Annotated in this window: 11 protein-coding genes and 1 pseudogene; 7 read left to right on the top strand and 5 right to left on the bottom strand. The window is 70.6% G+C overall.

What is annotated here, in order from left to right; all coding sequences use genetic code 11:
• Window positions 1-238: 238 nt before the first annotated feature.
• From AC5L36_RS34915 to AC5L36_RS34945, 7 genes are all read left to right on the top strand, one after another.
• A complete protein-coding gene (locus AC5L36_RS34915; RefSeq protein ID WP_441222899.1) occupies window positions 239-1294 on the top strand; it encodes an ABC transporter substrate-binding protein in 1056 nt (351 codons plus the stop codon).
• Complete coding sequence (locus tag AC5L36_RS34920; RefSeq protein WP_441222900.1) at window positions 1291-2100, top strand: methyltransferase domain-containing protein; 810 nt, start codon at window positions 1291-1293, stop codon at window positions 2098-2100. The genes AC5L36_RS34915 and AC5L36_RS34920 overlap by 4 nt, the downstream gene beginning before the upstream one ends.
• Window positions 2101-2190: 90 nt before the next feature.
• Window positions 2191-2961 (top strand): ABC transporter permease, encoded by a 771-nt coding sequence (locus AC5L36_RS34925; RefSeq protein ID WP_441222901.1) that lies wholly within the window; start codon window positions 2191-2193, stop codon window positions 2959-2961.
• A gap of 1073 nt (window positions 2962-4034) precedes the next feature.
• Window positions 4035-5882: an Hsp70 family protein gene (locus tag AC5L36_RS34930; protein ID WP_441222902.1), complete on the top strand. Its 1848-nt coding sequence runs from the start codon at window positions 4035-4037 to the stop codon at window positions 5880-5882.
• 76 nt (window positions 5883-5958) lie between these two features.
• Window positions 5959-6627, top strand: coding sequence for a hypothetical protein (locus tag AC5L36_RS34935; protein ID WP_441222903.1), 669 nt, complete (start codon window positions 5959-5961; stop codon window positions 6625-6627).
• On the top strand, window positions 6624-7844 hold the full coding sequence (locus tag AC5L36_RS34940) for an AfsR/SARP family transcriptional regulator (RefSeq protein ID WP_441222904.1): 1221 nt from the start codon (window positions 6624-6626) through the stop codon (window positions 7842-7844). Before AC5L36_RS34935 ends, AC5L36_RS34940 begins: the two co-directional genes overlap by 4 nt.
• Window positions 7845-7870: 26 nt before the next feature.
• Window positions 7871-10873, top strand: coding sequence for a BTAD domain-containing putative transcriptional regulator (locus tag AC5L36_RS34945; protein WP_441222905.1), 3003 nt, complete (start codon window positions 7871-7873; stop codon window positions 10871-10873).
• Between the two features lie 300 nt (window positions 10874-11173).
• Here the strand turns inward: AC5L36_RS34945 and AC5L36_RS34950 are convergent, their stop codons facing one another.
• The 5 genes and pseudogenes from AC5L36_RS34950 to AC5L36_RS34970 form a co-directional block, all read right to left on the bottom strand.
• On the bottom strand, window positions 11174-13369 hold the full coding sequence (locus AC5L36_RS34950) for an ATP-binding protein (RefSeq protein WP_441222906.1): 2196 nt from the start codon (window positions 13367-13369) through the stop codon (window positions 11174-11176).
• 1011 nt (window positions 13370-14380) lie between these two features.
• On the bottom strand, window positions 14381-15235 hold the full coding sequence (locus tag AC5L36_RS34955; protein WP_494909500.1) for a hypothetical protein: 855 nt from the start codon (window positions 15233-15235) through the stop codon (window positions 14381-14383).
• Between the two features lie 673 nt (window positions 15236-15908).
• Window positions 15909-16352 carry a hypothetical protein gene (locus tag AC5L36_RS34960; protein WP_441222908.1) on the bottom strand — a complete coding sequence of 148 codons (444 nt, stop codon included), beginning with the start codon at window positions 16350-16352 and terminating at the stop codon, window positions 15909-15911.
• Between the two features lie 224 nt (window positions 16353-16576).
• Entirely contained in the window at window positions 16577-17674 is a 1098-nt protein-coding gene (locus AC5L36_RS34965; RefSeq protein ID WP_441222909.1) for a DNA methyltransferase family protein, read from the bottom strand.
• A 144-nt stretch (window positions 17675-17818) separates the two neighbouring features.
• A pseudogene (locus AC5L36_RS34970) lies at window positions 17819-17923 on the bottom strand (magnesium chelatase subunit ChlI family protein); the annotation flags it as partial.
• Window positions 17924-17925: the final 2 nt, after the last annotated feature.

A 17925-nucleotide genomic window follows, 5' to 3' on the forward strand; every position in this document is an offset into this window, starting at 1 on the left:
CCACCGGTCGATGTCGGCACATGGATCGGTCTGTGAGCCTGCGGGCAACCGGGGGAGCGAGCAAGACGCGGGCCGGGCGGTGGCCGGTTCGAAAAGGGCCACCCACCGCCGCCACCGGCACCGGCACATCGCCACCCGCGGCGGCGGCCCGGCTGGCCTCGTCGTGATCATTCAACCGCTTCGCCCACGGCGGCGAAGCCGACCACTTGGAATGAATAGCATGCGAGCTGGAGATGTGATGTTGGTAGCACCACATCCGCCGGGGTCCTCCCGGCGGCGGCCCGGCGTCGGTGTGGTCGCCGCAGTAGTCCTGCTGCTGTTGGCGGGCTGCGGCGGCGACGGCGAGACTGCCGCGGGTGAGCCGTTGGACAAGGTCACCTACCTGACCGGGTTCGGGATCAGCGGACGGGAGTCGCACGCGCATACCGCGGTGGCGAAGGGGTTCTTCCGCGAGGCCGGTTTCGAGGTCACGATCGAGCCGGGGCAGGCAGGCCCCTACAACGACAACGCCGTCGGCGCCGGGAAGGCGCAGTTCGCCGGCGTCGACGCCAGCGGCGCGTTCGTCCGGTTCGCCAAGGCAGCCCCCGGCCAGCGGAAGGTCCGCACGGTGGCCGCCGTGCAGCAACGCACCCTGCTGTCGATGGTCACCCTCAGCGACCGGAACATCCGGGTACCCAAGGACCTGGCCGGCAAACGGTTGGGGGTTGGCCCTGGGGCCGCCCCACGGGTGATGTGGCCGCTGTACGCGAAGCTGGCCGGTGTCGGCCCGGTGACCTTCGTGGAGAACAAGCCGGACACCCTCGCCGGGCTGCTGGTGGCGAACAAGGTCGACGCGATCGGCCTGTTCGTCGCGGGCATACCGCAGGTCGAGGCGGCCGAGGCGAAACTGGCCAAGGAACAGAACCGGCCGCCGCGGCAGGTGGTCAAGCTGCCGTACTCCGACTACCTGACCGACATGTACGGCACCGTGCTGATCACCTCCACCCATCTCGTCGACCGCGACCCGGACCGGGTCCGCCGGTTCACCGGGGCGCTGATGAAGGGCCTGCGGTACGCGGTCGAGCATCCGCAAGAGGCCGGCCAGATTCTGCACGACATGGACGCCAAGCAGAATCCCGCGACCGCGGCCCGCGAGTTGGAACTGGTGAAGCCGTTCGCCGTACCACCCGGCGGCCATCCGTACGGATTTATGGATCCGGCACAGGTTGCCCGCTCGATCGCCATCTTGCAGAACCTGCCCATGCCGAACATCACGCCGGAACAGCTGGTCGCGTTCGACCTGGTGCCCCAATGACACCGCCGACCGGCACCGTCACTCCGTACCCGTTGGACAACACCGCCGACGGTGCCGACGCCCACCACCACGGGCTCGCCCACCTGCTGGACAACTTCTCCCAGCACCGCCTCGCGGGCCTGCGCGACTGGTCCGGGGCGCACGTGCTCGAAGTGGGCTGCGGCAAGGGCTCGTTCGCGCGCCGCCTCGCCGACATGGTCGGCGACAGCGGCCACGTGACTGCCACCGACCTCAAACCCCCGGCGCTCGACCACGACCGCATCACCGTCATCCAGCACGACCTGACCAGCGACACGGCCCTGCCGGCCGGACCCTTCGACGGCGTCCACACCCGCCTGGTCCTGCAACACCTGCCCACCCGCGAGGACATCCTGGACCGGCTGATCGCCGTGCTCCGGCCCGGCGGCGTCCTGATCGAGGAGGCATGGCGGCCCGTCCGGGTCAACCCGGTCGTTGCCGCACCCGACCCGGACTCCCGCTACCTGTACGAACGCTTCGCCCACGCCAGCGGCCGCATCTTCGACGACGCCGGCACCGACCCCCACTGGGCAAAACAGGTACCCACCGCCATGGAGAACCGCGGCCTGACCAATGTGGACACCGTCATCCACGGCAGCTTCTGGCGCGGCGGCGACCCCGCCGCCCGCATGGTCGCCGGCACCATTCCGCAACTGGCCGACGGCCTACTGGCCAAAGGCTTCACCACCGCTGACATCGACGCAGTCCTGGAACTGCTCCACAACCCCGCGTTGAAAGTGGAGTCCCACCTGCTCTACTCCACCAGCGGATACGTGCCCCAGCGGTAGGGCTGTACGGACCGCCGAGGGTGCCCCGCAGGCGTGGGCACCCTCCGGCATCTCCCCTCCAGATTCCGACCGGACCAGGAGGTTCGCCCGGTGGCATTTCCGTTCCGCCGTTGGCTCGGGGCGCTGCTCCCGGTGGCCGCTTGCACCGCCGGCGTCGCCGGCTGGTGGGCCGCGACGGCGGCGTTCGACATTCCCTCGTTCTTCCTGCCCGATCCGCTGGACGTCGCCCGCGCGGGACGCGCCATGCCCGGCTACCTCGCCAGCGAAGCGTGGGTGACCATCATCGAGATCCTGGCCGGGTTCGCCTTCGCCGTCGCCAGCGGTCTGGTCGCGGCCGCCGTCCTCGCGGCCTGGCGGCCGCTCGAGCGCGCCCTGATGCCGCCGCTCGTCGCGCTCAACGCCGTACCCAAGGTAGCCGTAGCACCGTTGTTCGTCCTCTGGCTCGGATTCGGACCCGAACCCAAGATCGCCCTCGTCTGGCTGATCTGCACCTTCCCCATCCTGCTCGGCACGCTCGCCGGGCTCACCTCAACCCCCGCCGAACTCGCCGAACTAGCCCGATCGCTGGACGCCAACCGCTGGCGAACCTTCCGCAAAATCCGCCTCCCACACGCGCTACCGCAGATCTTCACCGGCCTCAAACTCAGCATCCAACTCGCCGTCATCGGCGCCGTCGTCGCCGAAGTCACCAGCCCCAACCGCGGCCTCGGCGCCCTCATCGTGACCAGCTCCGCCCAAGCCGACACACCACTAGCCTTCGCCGCGATCACCATCCTCGCCGGCCTCAACGTCACACTCTTCTACGCCATCGTTGCCACCGAACGACTCCTGGCACCATGGGCGAGGGCCGTCTCTGGGTGACGACGGCGTTCCCACGCAGGTCCGCGGCTGACATGTCCTAAGGAGACACGGTTCTCGCGCCACTGGACTCGCTGCCGTGACTCACGCGGCGTGGACCGAAGGTGCCCTGCTGGCGGTTGCGGTCAGGGCTGGTCCAGGTGCCAGCGGTGTTTGAGGACGAGGTGGATGGTGCCGATTAGCGCCGTCATTCTCGAACCCATCGAGTTGTGTCACCACGCGGAGGAAGCCCACGGGGGACAGGTATCAATTGGGCGCGGTGAAACTGCTCCCGCGCCCGGTTCAGGTCGCCGGCTTGGGGGTCGACGGTGAGGGTCAGCTCGTCTGGAGCCTGCTCGGCCAGGTGGGCCGCCACCGTATCGATGAACCTTTGGGTGCTGGAAGGCCGGGTCCGGCTCACGCGCCGGTTCGTCGACCAACTCTGCGCCACCCCGATGATTGCGGGTCATGAGCCGAAGCTATCGCTGGCAATCCGCCAGTACGCCGCCACCGAGCCGGTACGCCTGGTCGTCACCGGCTCCGCCGTGACAGACCTGGGGAAACCCACAGCCCGACTAGGCTTCACTTCGCTGCGCTGCCGGGGTGAGCGGTGCCCAGACGCCCTCTAATGGCCGGTGAGTTCGCCGCCTACGCCCGCGAGCAGATCCAGACGGTCGACGCCACGCGGCGGGCCCACGTGGCATACCTGCGCGGACCCTCGCCACCGCGGACCTGCGCGGGCTGATCCGGACCGCACCACCTGGGTACGCGCTCGCGGCAGACGACATCCATCGGTTCGACGCCTTGAGCCGGCGCATGCGGGCGGCCCTGGCTACCACGTCGTCGAAAAGGCCGCGGAGCTGCTCGCCGGGCCCTGCGGCTGTGGCGGTGTGACGTCCTGGCCAACTGTCCGGTCGGCGAGTGGGCGCGGGCCGAGGTGGCAGTGGTTCGTGTGCTCATCGTCCGGCGGCGGTACAGGGATTGTGCTGCCTCGTGGTTACTGATTCGGGTTGTGGGGTGACGGTCAGTTGTGGCTGGTGGTATGACTGTTGTCTATGCCTTTCCGGGATTTGCGGCTGGCGGTTGATTGTGGCTCGGTGACCACGGCGGCGGTGTTGGCGTGGGATGGTGGTTGGCTGCCGTTGCAGTGGGATGGCTGGCCGTGGCTGTCCAGCGCTGTTCACGTCGCAGCGGACGGGCAGGTGACGGCGGGGCAGCAGGCGTGGCTGGCGGCGGTGTCGTCGCCGGCGGGGTTTGAGCCGTCGCCGGTGCGCCGGGCGGGGCAGGACCAGCTGGTTGTGGCCGGGACGCAGTTGCCGGCGGTGGACTTGGTGGCGGCGACGCTGCGGGTGGTGGGGCAGGAAGCGGCCCGGGTCGCGGGTGGGCCGGTGGCTGATGTGCGGCTGGTGGTGCCGGCGGTGTGGGGGCCGACCCGTTTGACGTGGTTGCGGCAGGCGGCGCGGCGGGCCGGGCTGGCTGAGGTGACGTTGGTGCCGGCACCGGTCGCGGTGGCCCAACACCTGACTATTTCGGGTGTCCAGCTGCCGGTGGGTTCGTACCTGGCGGTTTGTGACCTGGGTGGCGGTGTCAAGGTCAACGTGCTGCGTCGTGGTCCGGCCGGGTTCGAGGTTTTGTCCTTTGCGGACGACGAATCGGCTGGTGGGTCCCGGATTGATGAACTGTTGGCGGCGCAGCTCAACGGCCACCAGCCGGAAACCGCGGCGGCGGTGGATGGGCGGTGGCAGGTGGTGGCGGCGGTGCGGGCGGCCAAGGAGGCGGCGTCGGGGTATGCGACGGTGACGGTGGGTTCGCCGCCGACGGTGTGGACGGCCGGGCAGGTGCAGCAGGTCGCGCGGCCGGTGTTGGAGCAGGCCGCCCAGCAGGTGGTGAAGGCTGTGGAGGCAGCGGACCTGACACCGGACCGGCTGGCCGGTGTGTTCCTGGCCGGTGGCGGGGCGAGCATGCCGCTGGCCGGCCAGGTAATGGGCGAGGCGGTGGGTCGGGCGCCGGTGGTGGTCGCCGATCCGGGGGTGGCGGCGGTGCGCGGGGCGGCGCAGGCGACCGGTCCGCAGGGCGGCGCCGGGGTGCCGGTGGCGGCGGGGCCGCCGTTGCCGCCGCTGCGGCGGGCGTTGTCGTTGGCGGTGCCCGGGTTCGCGTCGCTGTTGGTGCTGGCCCGGTTGTTGATGGTCAAGGATCGGGCCGAGGGCCCGTACAACTGGTACCAGTTCTATCAGCGTTCCTGGAACGGTGACGTGTACGCGCTGCCGGTGAACTGGGGTGCGTTGGCGTTGGCGGCCACGTTGGCGGTGGTGGCGTGTTTGTGTGGTGCGGCGTTGATCGCGTCGGTGCTGCCGTACGCGGTCGGCCCGGCCGGTGCGGCGGGTTCGGATGGTGGGCAGATGGCCGCTGGGCTGTTGGTGGCGGCCGGGTTGGGTGTGTCGGTGGCCGGCGTGTACGCGGTCGGTGTGTCGTTGTACTTCAGGGCGCCGAGCGGCGCGTATCTGCGGTGGGCGTTGGTGCCGGTGCTGCCGCTGTTGGCGGTGGTGGTGGCGGTCGCGGCGCTGGCCGCCCGGTGGGGCAGGCGTCCGGCGGTGGGGTGGCATGACTGGTTGGGGTTTCCGGTCAGTTCGGTGGTGCCGGCCGCGGTGGGGATGGTGCTGGTCGACTACGCCTACGGCAACTCCGCCGCTGGGGGGTGGGACGGCCTGCTGGGGCGGTTCGGTGGGTTGTTGATCGGGGTGGGTGCCGCGCTGGCGCTGGTGCGGCCGCTGCTGTTGCGGCTGGTTCTGGCCGGCCCGGTCGGGGTCGCGGCGGCGGCGATCACCGACTGGCGCACGACCGGCGTGCTCGCGGTCATCTACATCGCCGCGGTCACCTTGTGGTGGCTGCAACGGTTGTGGCAGCTGTGGACCGGTCCGCCGCGACAATGGCTACCGGGCACATGACCTACCCACACCGCGCCGTCGGTCACATCCGAGTGGGTTATTGATGGTCAAACGGTTGTGGAGTGGCTTTTGGGCCGTGGTGATGCTCGTCGGCGTCCCGGTGGTGCTGGTCCGCACGGTCGGCAACCCGTTACCACGTCGTGGTGACCTGCCCGGGCTGATCCAGCAGCCGTTGACCGAACAGAACATCTACGCCGCGATCGCGGTGGCGGCGTGGCTGATCTGGGCCGGTGTGCTGTATGCGGCGATCGCCACGATCGGGCAGGCCGTCCGCCGGTCGGTCACGTGGCTGCGTCGCCTGCCACGGCTGCCGCTGCCCACACCGCTGCAAGGGTTGGCGGGTGGGATGCTGGGCGCAGTCGCGGTAACCGCTACCCCGACCAGCGCGCCAGCGACCCCACCAGCCACCGCCGCATCCAATGTAGACAATGCCGGTCGCGTGTGGGCGCCGGTCGTTGACGGTGAACGGCAGGCGGGCGTGTCCGGTGGGGTGGAGCTGGCTGATGGCGGCTGGCTACCTGCCCCGCTGGCGCAGTCGGTCCAGGCGGCCGCGGCAGCGGTGTGGTGGCGCCGCCGCCGCCACTACGACCCGACCCTGCCCGCGCATCGGGCCGGCGAAGACCTCAATCCGCTGCCGCGGACGGCCCACGCCGTGCAGGCCGCACTCGCCGATACCCCGCCGGCCACCGACACCTATCTGCCGGCGGCCTGGTCCACGACCTACCCGCCGGCGGGGTCGGATTGACCGGACCCGGCGCCGCCGCGGCCGCCCGCGGCGTGCTGGTCGCGCTGCTGCTGTCCCATTCCGGTGACCGTCCCCGCGTGGTCACCACAGGGGACGACCTGGACACTCTGCTTGACCGCCCGACGTCCTGGCCGCAGCTGCCCGGTTTGCGGGTGGCGAACAGTCTGGCCGATGCCTGCGCTGTCCTGGACGCCATGGTGGTCGATCATCCGGGCCGGCCGGTCACCATCATCACCGCCGCGCCCGACGATGGGCTGGTGCGCCGGCTGGCGGCGCTGCTCACCCTCGGCGCCGGGCAGGGCCTGTCCGGGGTGATCGTCGGAGCATGGCCGCACCGCACCACCTGGCAGGTCGAGGACGACGGCCGGGTGGACGGCGCGCCCGGCCGGCTGACCACGTTGACCGCTGCCGCCGCCCTCGACCTGCTCACCCTCACCGCGCTGCGCACCGCCGAGCATCCGACCGCTCAGCACCCGGCCGGGCCGGCGCCACCGGTCAGCCCGACCGTCACCGGCCCCGCCGAAAACGTGCGGCTGCGTCTGAGCCTGCTGGGCCAGGTCACCGTCACCGCCGGCCAGGGCCCGGTGGCTGTTCGCCGGACCGCGGCCACCCAGATCCTGGTGTTCCTCGCCCTGCACCCGGCCGGTGCCACCACCGCCGAGTTGTGCGAGGCGCTGTGGCCGCAGCTGCGCCCGCACACCGCCGCCGGCCGCTTCTACACCACGGTCAGCGAACTGCGTAGCGTCCTACGCACCGCGACCGGCGGCCGTGAGGTCATCACCCACACCGGCGACCGCTACCAGATCGACCACCACCTGGTCGACACCGACGTCGACCGGCTGCTGACCGCCGGCCGGCAGGCCACCACCGCAACCGACCGCAAAGTTCGGGAGGCGGCCCTGCGGGACGTGATCGACCTGTACCGCGGTGAGCTCGCCGCCGGACGCACCTGGCCGTGGCTGGCCCCGCTACGTGAACACGTCCGCCGCGAAGTGATCAACGCCCATGCGCGGCTCGCCGCCGACCTCCCCGACCAGGCCGCCCGGCTGTGGCGCGATGCCGCCCGCATCGACCCGGTCAACGAATACCTGCACCACCACGCCGTCCACGCGTTGATCGCCTCCGGCGACCACCACGCCGCCCGCCTACTGAGCGACGACCACGCCCGGCACCTCGCCGCCGCCAACCTCGAAAAGGCCTCTGACCAGGCCGTGTGAGGTCGTGTGAGATGCGTGTGAGGTTTGTGTCAGGTCGCCACACGCCCGAAAGCCTTGCCGCCACAGCCGATACGCCCCACCGTCGAAGACATCCAACCGGGGATACCCGAAGCGACAAAGGGGGCGGGATGCGACCGCGGGCACCGATCGACTTCTGGAGCGCGCTGCTGCTGATCGGCCTCCCGGTCGGGCTGGTGCGGCTAACCGGCTGGCCGCTGCCTGCCGCACCGAGCCGGGCCGATCTCGCGGCCTGGGTTGCCGAGCCGCTGACCTACGGATCGATCACCGCCACGATGGTGATCCTGGCCTGGCTGACCTGGCTGATCCTGCTGGGCATAGCGATTGTCGAGGTGTGCCGGTGGCTGGCCCGGCGACGCCGGCTACCGCGGCTGCACATCCCGCAACCCGCGCAAATGCTCACCGCAACCCTCGTCGGGACCGCCGCGGTCAGCTCCACCGCTGGCGCCGCCACGGTCGCGGACACCGGCGGGCCCGCCGTCACCGCCGACGAAGGCAACCACACCCGAACCGTCGCCGCCACACCACCGTCGGTGCAGCCGGCACCGGCGACTGTCCACGTCGGATCGACAAGCTATCGGTACGTGGTCAAGCCGGGGGACACCCTGTCCAAGATCTCCCGCGACTGGCTCGGCACGCCGGGACGGTGGCCGCAGATCTGCCGCCTGAACCACCACCGCCATTTCCCGACCGTGGGCGGCACCCTGCGCGACTGCGACCTGATCTATCCCGGCTGGGACCTGCGCCTGCCCACCGATGCCCGACCGCCCGCCGATGCCACCCCGGTGCGTCCCGCCCCACCGGCTAGGCCCGCACCGAAGCAAAACCCAGCGCCGCCGGACCCCGACGGCGTCGTCGAACCTCACCCATCACCTGCTCGGACAACACCATCCAGCCCGAACACCGCAGGCCCAGCGGCGCCCCAGACCGCGGGCGACTGCCCGCAGCACCGATCCGACAACGACAACGGCGTCGCGATACCCAATGGCTGGCTCACCACCGGGCTCGCCGCCGCGCTCGTCGCCGCGGCGGCCGGGGTTTGGCTGCGCCGCCGGCATCGCTACGACCCCCGCACCACACCGGACCCAGCAGCCGATCCCAGCCTGCAACCGTTGCCGGCCACTGTCACCCGGCTACGCCGCGAGGTCCGCCGCCAGTCCCCGCACCTGCTGCAAGCCCCGGACCCCGGCCCAACCGTGCGGGAATACGTCCAGATGGATCCCAAGCCCGCACTGCCGGAACCCGGTCCGCACGGATCGCAGCTAGCCGGCTGGGGGCCACTACCAGCAGGCGGACTGGGCCTTGCCGGACCCGGTGCCGCCGGCGCGGCCCGCGCCATGCTCGTGGCTACCCTGTCGGCCGGGCACGCGTACGACCCGGACGCCGAGGCAACCGTTGTCGTGCCGGCCAGCGTCCTGGCCGACCTGGCCGGCGATCCCGCCGTTGTCGACCTGGCCGGATCGATCCCGCGCTTGATCATCACCCCCGGCCTGAGCGAGGCGGTGACCCACTTACACCGGGAAAACCTGGACCGCGCCTGGATTCTGGACCAGCACGACGTACACACGGTGACGGAGCTACGCACCCGGTTCCCCGGCCACGAACCATTGCCCCCCGTGCTGCTGATCGCCGACATACCGGAACCGGCCACACGGACCCGCCTGTCGACCATCCTGGAAATGTCCGACACCGTGGGCATCGGCGCGGTCCTGCTCGGCGACTGGCCCGCCGGAACCACCGTGCAAGTCGACCCGGACGGAAGCACCACCGGCGGCGACGGCCAGCGGCTGTCCACCCTGGACCAGACAACCATGATGGAGAGCCTCGCGCTGCTGCGCGAAGCGCACACCGGCGAGCCGGCCACCGCCACGCAGAAGCCGTCCACCCCCCACACCGACACCTCCCGCACGCCTCACCCGGCGGCACCAACCGCATCGACATCAACCGCATCGACACCGGCGCCGCACGACCAAGCCCTCGCCGCCGATGAACCGGGCAGCAAACCCGAGAAACAGGTCGCCGCCACCAGCACGAGCACCAGCGGGCCTTCCCGGAAGACAGCCACGGTGACGGAGGCCAGATCGCCCGCGCCCCACGCCGCCGACCGCGACGGCCCAGACCTCCCGGGCGGGGCCAAGATCCGGGTTTCGGTCCAGGTCCTCGGACGGGTCGCCATCATCAAACCGGACGGCACAGAAGTAACCGGGCTGCGCCGCAAAGCCGCCGAACTGCTGCTCTACCTCGCCACGCACCGCGGCGGAGCCGCCATCGACGACATCAAGGAGGCGCTGTGGCCGGACGCACCCATGAGCCGCGCCAAAGAACGCCTCGCCACCGACGTCGCCAACCTCCGCGCCAGCCTGCGCGCCGGCGCCGGCATCACCCCGCAGCAGGAGGAGCCGAATCCCGCCGGGACCGGACAGCGCAAGCCCGCACGCGGTGGGCGCAAACCCGCCGGGCCGGAGTTCGTGATCAACCCAGGAGGCCGCTACATCCTGGCCCCGGATCTGGTCGACATCGACTGGTGGCGGGTATGCGACGCCGTCGCCGAGGCACGCACCGCCGCCGACACGCCGGCTCGACGGGCCGCGCTCGAACGAGCCGTCGGCGGGTTCGGCGGCCTGCTGTACGACGCGGACGGAACCTATGAATGGGCCAACGTCGACGTGGAGATCAGCCGCCGTCACGGCGTCACCGCCCACGCCCAACTCGCGGACCTGGTCGGCCCGCAGCAACCGGAACGGGCAGCCCGCTACCTGCAGACCGCTGCGGACCTGGACCCGATCAACGAGGAACTGGCCGTCGCGGCAATGCGCGCCCACGCCGCCACCGCAGACATCAACGCCATCCGAGCCCGGTTCAGCCGGCTGTCCCGTGCCCTGCTCGACACGGGTCAGGAACCGGCCGAGGAAACCGCCGCGCTCGCCGCACAACTTTGCCGCGACGTGGCGGTCCGCGAACCACGGCCGGCCCCCGAGGAGCCGCCCCGCGGCGACGACCTCCACCGCTGAAAACGTGCTGTCCGAGTTGACCAAGCGCGGGAGGAAGCACATGGCAAGCAAGTCGTCACCCGCGACTTCGTGTACATAAGCCGTATAAGGGTCAGCGTTGGACAAAAAAGGGGTGGTCGAGCGTTCAGGGCGGGGCGCGCCCTGCAACGCCCGGCGCCGCAGACCCGCGCCCGTCGACAGTGGACCTGACGCACCCCGTGCGGGGACGAACACCGTCGATGGGCGCGGGCCTGGACTGGGCGGCAGGTGCCGGGAGCGTCAACGCTCAGACCGCACCGGACACTCGAGGAACCGAGATGGTCAGCCGCTGCCGGCGTCGAGGCGCAGCCGAGCGCGTTCCAGCGCGATCAGGACGCGGATGGGTGCCTGCCAGCTGTCGTCGCCCAGGACAGCGACGGCCTGCCCGTTGACAAGGGCATGCAGGGCCGGGATCTGTTCGGCGTAGGCGCCGCCGAGTGTCTGTAGATCGGCACAGGCGCGCATGGTCGCCTCGCGCATCTTCTTGGTCCAGGGGCCGGGCCGGTTCCAGTGTTGGCGTTGGCGGCCATAGATCGGTCCTTCACAGAGGTTGTAGCCCAGCCAAACGACTGGCGCCGCGACACCCGCGGCCTCAGCGAGCAGGGCGACCTTGTCGTAGTCCCACGCCCGGCCGCCGGCGCCCCACCTGCGTCGGTAGCCGGCCGCGCGTGGTTTGGTTAGGGTGCGCCAGACTTCGGGATGGACGGCGGTGGAGTCGACGAGATCCCTTTCGCTGGTAAAACCTTTGGCGACCAACGCCTGCGGGAGCTGGTCGCGCAGTAGCTGGGCCAGTTCCCGACGGCTGACCGGGGCCGCGGAATCCTCTACGGCAGGCCCCCGATCGCCGCGCGCGACTTCTGCTGGTGCTTCGACCGGGTCCGCCAACGCTCCGGCGTCAGCGAGGTAGCTGAGCAGGAGCCCGGCGAACTCGCTGAGCAGGTTCTCGAACCCGCGGGACCGGTCCCCGTAATCAAGGATCGGTGTCCACCGGCCGCCGCCGCGGTGCCCGACCCGGTGTGCGGCTTCGTGGATCAACGTGGTCAGCGTCTGGTAGCGGTCGGCGAGCGCGTCAAGGTGGACGGCCACGTCACCGGTGCGCAGGCTGTAGAACCCCAACGAACACGGGGATTGCTCGCTGGCCGAGTACACCCGGACCCGGTCCAGCGCGAACGCGCCGATCGCTGCCCGGACCAGCTGCCGCGACTGCTGTAGGAGGGTGCGTTGGGCGGGCGTGAGGTCACGGTCGGCGACCCAGGTGGTCTTGTCCCGGGTCTTTTCGTAGTGGCGTTGTCGGCTCGTTCGGGCGATTTCGACACCGAGCAGGTCCATGAAAACTCGCTGCCGGTGGGCCGGCAACCCGCGGGCGGTTACCTCGGTAAAGCCTTTGTCGCGCAAGTCGAGCGCGGCCTCTTCGTGGCCGGTGCCGGCGTAGAAGGCCCTGTCCGGCATATGGGTGCGGGCCCAGGTCCGCCACGCGGCGCGTACCCGGGGGCGGGTGACGTGGTCGAAGAACTCTTCGGGTTCGCGCAGGCCGTTGCCGTCTAGCACGTGCCGGGCGAACCGGCCGATCACCGTGAGGTCTTGGCAGGCGGCGAGGATGCCGCGTACCGCGTCACGCAGGCTGTCCGCCTCGATGACGGTCCGGTCCCGGTTCTGCATGTCCTTGTCCGTCAGGGGCAGGTCGTAGGAGGCGATCAGATCGGGGACGGTGTTGACAAGCACGCCACCGATCCAGACCCGGCCGGGGTCGCCGGTCAGCACGCAGGCCCCGGGCTGCGCGGGTGGGGTGTAGTCCGGCTCGGTCAAGGCCCGGAACCGGCCGATGGCCTCGACGGCGAGGTCGTGCGGGCATTCGATGGTGACGGTGGTGCCCCGGGTGCGGGTGTTGCCGTACACCCGGTAGACGAGCTTTTGCGCACCTTGCTGCGTTCGGGATGGGAGTTGACCGTCCAGCAGGCGTCCACGCTGGACAGTGGGGACGAGGCCGTAGCCGACGGTGTCGATCCGGATCGCACCGATGCCGGGGCTGCGGGCCAGCACCAGGCAGGCGACCTTCTTGCCTTCACCGAACTGGCCGATCTGCCGCTCGGTCTTGTCCGATTCCCCGAGGATGAGTCCTTCCTCGGGGATGCCGGGACCGTCGTCGGTGATGGTCAGCACGCCGTCGGCCCACGCGACGCACGGTCGCGGGTCTTCGTCGAGCGCGTTGGCGATGAGCTCCGCGATGGCACGAACCGCTGTCCAAGACTTCGCATAGCTGGGTGAGATGAGGTACGTGAGTTCACCCAAGCTCGGCAGATGCGATCCCGGTGCGGTGGGCGCCACACCGGGGGCCGCATGGGTTAGGCCTTCAATGATGCGGCTGGCGTGGCAGAGAGCCGGGCAGCCGTCCTGGTCGCCAGTGTCCGGCGGGGCCGGCTGTCCGGAGTGCAGACACCAGTCGCCGATGTCGTTGGCGTGTTCGTTGTAGATCAGCACGATCGCTCCCTTCCAGAGGGCGCGGTAGAAAGTTCGGGCGCAGTGTCGGGATCGCCGCCGGTACGCGCGTCAGCTGCGGGCTCGAGGACGACTGCGCGCCGCGACCGGGGGCTTGGACTGGCGGCAGGGCTGACGGCGAACGCTGAACGTTGGCTGGTCCGCTCATAGGGTGGCGCCGTGTTACATGGCGCGGCCCTTGCCGCGGACGCCGGTCTGGTCCTGATTGGACCCGTGTCGCCGGCTTCAGAACCGGCGCGGCACAAGGTTGGCAACCGCTGCTATGGGTGGCATCGGCGGCGGTCGTGGCGCATGGGGCACGGCTGGTGAGTGGTGGGTCTAACGCCGCTGGCGTGGTCACTTGGGCGTTGTCAGCTGGCTACCTGGTCAGCCCCGCCCGCGCGCTGTTTGTGGCGGACCCGCCACGTTCCGCTGTCCGCGATCCATTGTCGGGCGGGATCTGTCCGCTGCGCGAACGTCTGCACCGGGACGGGGCGGGCTGTTTCGGCAAGGCGGCTGAGCACCATCTCGGCAATGGCACGGAGCGCGGCGGCGGCGATTGACCAATTCGGACGGCCAATGGGCAGCGGGTTTGGGATCCACCCACCCCGTCGGGGTGAGGTCGCTATCGGTGACGCTCTGACTGCCGCTCTGGGGCGCTTGCGCGCCGGCAGCGCGTGTCAGATGCCACCGACCACGGTGCGCGCCGGAGCGTGCCGACGACCATGGCGCCCGATCTCGTCGGCAGACGATCACGCGCGCGCGGTGGACCGTGCCAACCGATCCGAAGGAGTGGCGCTCCATCGGTTGCCCGAGTGGCGCTCGGGCGCGTTGCCCTAAACAGCGGGCAGAGCGTTGTCGCGTGCACGGGCTCGCTCTACCGACGCGGGTGAGCGGTGAGGTGGCCGGCGACGGCCTTGACGGCATTGGATGCTTCGCAGTGGTTCATGACGGTGCTGCTGTGCCGGCGGTCGGGGGTCCGGCAAGCGCGGGTAATGATGGTTCTGCCGTGCGTTACTGGACGTCGCTGTAGTCGCCGTAGTCGTGTGGGTGTTCGTCCGGCGGTTGATCGTCATTCCGATTGCGGCCGCCAGCGGCGAAGGCCGCGATGTGGGCGGGCACGGTGCGGGCGTCGGGCCAGTTGTCGGCGAGCCAACCGGCCAGCAGCTTGGTCGATTCGGCGGCAAAAGGGTGGTCTGCGCCGGGCGCCGCGTCGCTGGTGGTGAACGCCTGGTGGGCGGCGGCGAGGGCCGTCCAGATCGCGTCGAGGGCGTCCTGGGCCGCACGCGCGAATCGTGCCCGTCGGGTTTCCACCTCGTCGATGACCGCGATGGTCAGCTGGACCAGCGGGTCGATCGTCCACGTGTGGGGGACGGTGACTGCCCAGGCATTTTCGCCGTCTGGTCCGATGCGGCAATCGGCGAGGTCGGCGACCGCGTGCCGCAGGTCCCGCGTCTGGTACCAGCCGGGTCTGACAACCGCCGACCAGCGTGGGACGCCGTCCCGGTCTGGCGCCTGACGGCCGCCGTAGAGTACGACGCCGCCGTCGGTGCGTTCCACGACCGCGTCGTGGCCGCGCTCGCGTAGTGCGTCCGCCAGCGCCCGCAGGTCGATGCGGCCAGCAAATCGGCCCTTGTTGAACGCGTCCCGCAGTCGGGGCAGCAGCCCTGCATCGAGGTGTTCGGGCAGGTTCAGGTCCTGCCGGCGGCGGGAGATGGTCCACAACTCGTCGTCGGTGGCCGGTGGGCTGCCGTTGATGGCGCTGGCTCGGCCCCAGGCGGTGATGATGTCGAGGTGTTCGAGCCAGGCGGCGTCGTCGCGGTTCATGCGGTGGTCCTCCAAACATGCTCTGCGCCGGGCGCGCCGCACGCGGCCAGCTCCTGCCGCGGCACACGCCGCGGGCAGCCAACGGCTGTTCGGCGTGTGACGCGCACGGATCCAAGGGGGTAAGGGGTGGTGGTGCTGCGCTCGCGGTCGGCGGCGCCAGCAATGTGAGGTCAGCGGGCGTCGCTGCCGCTCGACCGGCACGCTACGAATACGTGCGCTCCCCGCCCACGTCGCCCAGCCGGCACGAGATCGAGCAAGCGGTCCGGGCAGGCAAACCTGCTAGGTGAACCGGCCGCAGGTGCGTGGTCGGTGGCGAGAGCGGCGAGCCGGGTGCCGTGATGGCCTGCCCAGCGGCGCGGGGGCCAGTGTAGAGCTGTCCGGCGGGACGTTCACACGGCTCGGGTCGTTTCCGGGCGCCACTAACGATGATGAGCTGGTCTGGTGCCGGCGTTGTGCTCAGTGGCGGTGTCCGTGTTGGTTCGAGGTGTTCGGCGATGGTCCAGGTCAGCCATAGCCTGCCGGGTAACGGGCGACCGTTGGCATAGGTGACCGGCAGCCCGCGTCCTTGTATTTGTGCGGTGATGGACGGCGCCCAGGTGGGCCGAAGCAGGAAATTGGCGATGCGTCGCTGCTGCCCTTCGCCGTCGACGTGGACCAGGCTGGCCGTGGCGCCGACGCGATGATTCACGCCAGCGGCGGTCCGCTGGTGGACGGATTACTGGTGATCGGCTTGGCGTGCGAGGGTTCGGCGGCGTTGGCGGGCGATCAGGTCAGCGGTGTCTTGTAGCAGGGTCGGGTGCAGGTGTGCGACGTCGTGTCGGGCTTGGGTGTGCGCGCTGTGGTGTCCGATCGGCGGTAGGCGGGTGGCGGGGTGTTCGGGTCGGCCGGTGGCCAGGGACAGCAGCCGGTGGGCGTAAGCGTTGGCCCACGCCGATAGGTAGGTGCGCCGCCAGGCGCGCCGCAGGTTCCGCCGTTCGGCCGGGGTGTGGTCCGGGTCGGGTTGGTCGCGTAGCCACCGTCCGTACCGCAATGTCGCCGCCAGTGAGGCCGCTTCCAGCGTCTCGGCGAGATCGTGGATCGTGGCGGCGAGATGCTCGACGAGCGGACGCGTGCCCCAGACCTGCAGCCGGTGCCCGCTGCGGCCAGCGGTGGTGTGCACGGTGCAGCCGGTCGTGGTGACGATTTCGGCTAGACAGGCGACCCGGAGCCGGCCCAGACGGGCCCGGTCGCTGACCCGGTAGGTGAAGCCTGCCCATTTCCGGTCGCCCTGGACAGCCGGGGCTGCTCCGCCGCGCCGGCCGTCGACGGCTCTGGCGAGGGCGAGGCTTGACCGACGTGCGGAATACACAGTCCGGGGTGGTTGGCCTGCCGGCGGTTGGGGGGTCATCGTGGGCAGTCGTCGGCCGGTGGTCGGTCGGGATCTGGGTTCGGCTCCGGTTCGGGTGGCCAGGTGAACTCCTCGCACGGGAACATGGCACCCGGTAGGTCGGCCAGGTGGGGGTGGACGCGGCGGTATTGGCTGCGGGGGATCCGGCCCAGCAGCAGCGCGTCACCGACCGCGATCCGCGGAGTGATGGTGTGCGGGATGTGTTCCAGGCGCAGCGGACGCGGCAGGACGCCGCTGTCGGCCAGGAGGTGTCCGATGTAGATGGTGGAGCGGAAACGGGCGACGGCCGCGGTGAGCGGGTCGATGTCGACGCCGTCGACGCTGGCCAGGATCCGCCGCGCCGCCTCGACCGGCGACCGGGCTGGGCCGCCGATGACCGGTGGCCGGCCACTTGTCGAGCGGCTGCTGAGGGTGCCGGTGGTCCACCATTGCCACAGGTAGTCGATGGCCCGGATCAGGAAGTGGCCGGTGCCGCAGGCCGGGTCGATGGTGCGCACGAGGTGTTCGTCGCGGAAGCTGTCGACGGCGGGGATAAGGCTCAGGTCCAGGATCAGGTCGGCGACCCAGGACGGAGTTTGGACCAGGGCATTGCCGGCGCGCAGGTGGTCGTGCAGGACTGGGAGCAGGTCACCGACCGGCCAGCCGCTGATCGATCCGGGTGTGGTGTCGGTGGCCGGGTAGGCCAGGCTGGGCGCCTGGTTGGCCCACCAGTCGATCAGGCGGGTGCACGCCGCTGGGCTGGGCAGGCCGGCCCACAGGGCCGGCTGGTAGGCGGGATGGATCAGCCATTGGGTGCCGGGGTGAACGGCCAGTTGCTCGAAGGCGCGGCCGAGCCAGAGCGCGCCGCTGGCCGGGGTGCGGACCAGGCCGGTGGGGGAACGGCGTAACAGCGGCCGCACCAGGTCGTGGTCCTCGGCCCAGACGACTACGCAGGAGGTGTAGACCCAGGCGGCGGCGACCGCCCGCCGCGCGTCGTCGATCGCCGAGGCGACGCAGGTGCTGTTGGGTTTGAGTGAGACCGTCGCGGCGAGCGCGTCGACCTGCTGTTGCAGCTGTCGCCGGAAGGCCCGGTCCATTGCCGGGTTCACAGTCATGGCTACTCCTGTCGAAGAACATGCGAAACGCCACCCGGTCTAGGTGGCACCAAATGGGAGCGGTCCCCGCCCTGACCGCCCCGCCGGGCGCGATTGCGGCGGGCGTCGGAGGGCTTGTGGCGGTAAGCGTGAACGACCCTGGATCTACTGACCGGTGCGCAGGGTGAGCGCTTCAGCGACGTGGTCGCGTTCTGGCTGGTCCCGGCCGTGGATGTCCGCCATGGTCCAGGCCAGCAGCAGGACGCGTGTCG

The sequence above is a fragment of the Phytohabitans sp. LZ39 genome (assembly GCF_059359075.1).

Bases quoted from the DNA above. Each gene is read 5' to 3' on its own strand.
- AC5L36_RS34915 (WP_441222899.1), top strand. From the start codon at position 239: ATGTTGGTAGCACCACATCCGCCGGGGTCCTCCCGGCGGCGGCCCGGC.
- AC5L36_RS34920 (WP_441222900.1), top strand. From the start codon at position 1,291: ATGACACCGCCGACCGGCACCGTCACTCCGTACCCGTTGGACAACACC.
- AC5L36_RS34965 (WP_441222909.1), bottom strand. From the start codon at position 17,674: ATGACTGTGAACCCGGCAATGGACCGGGCCTTCCGGCGACAGCTGCAA.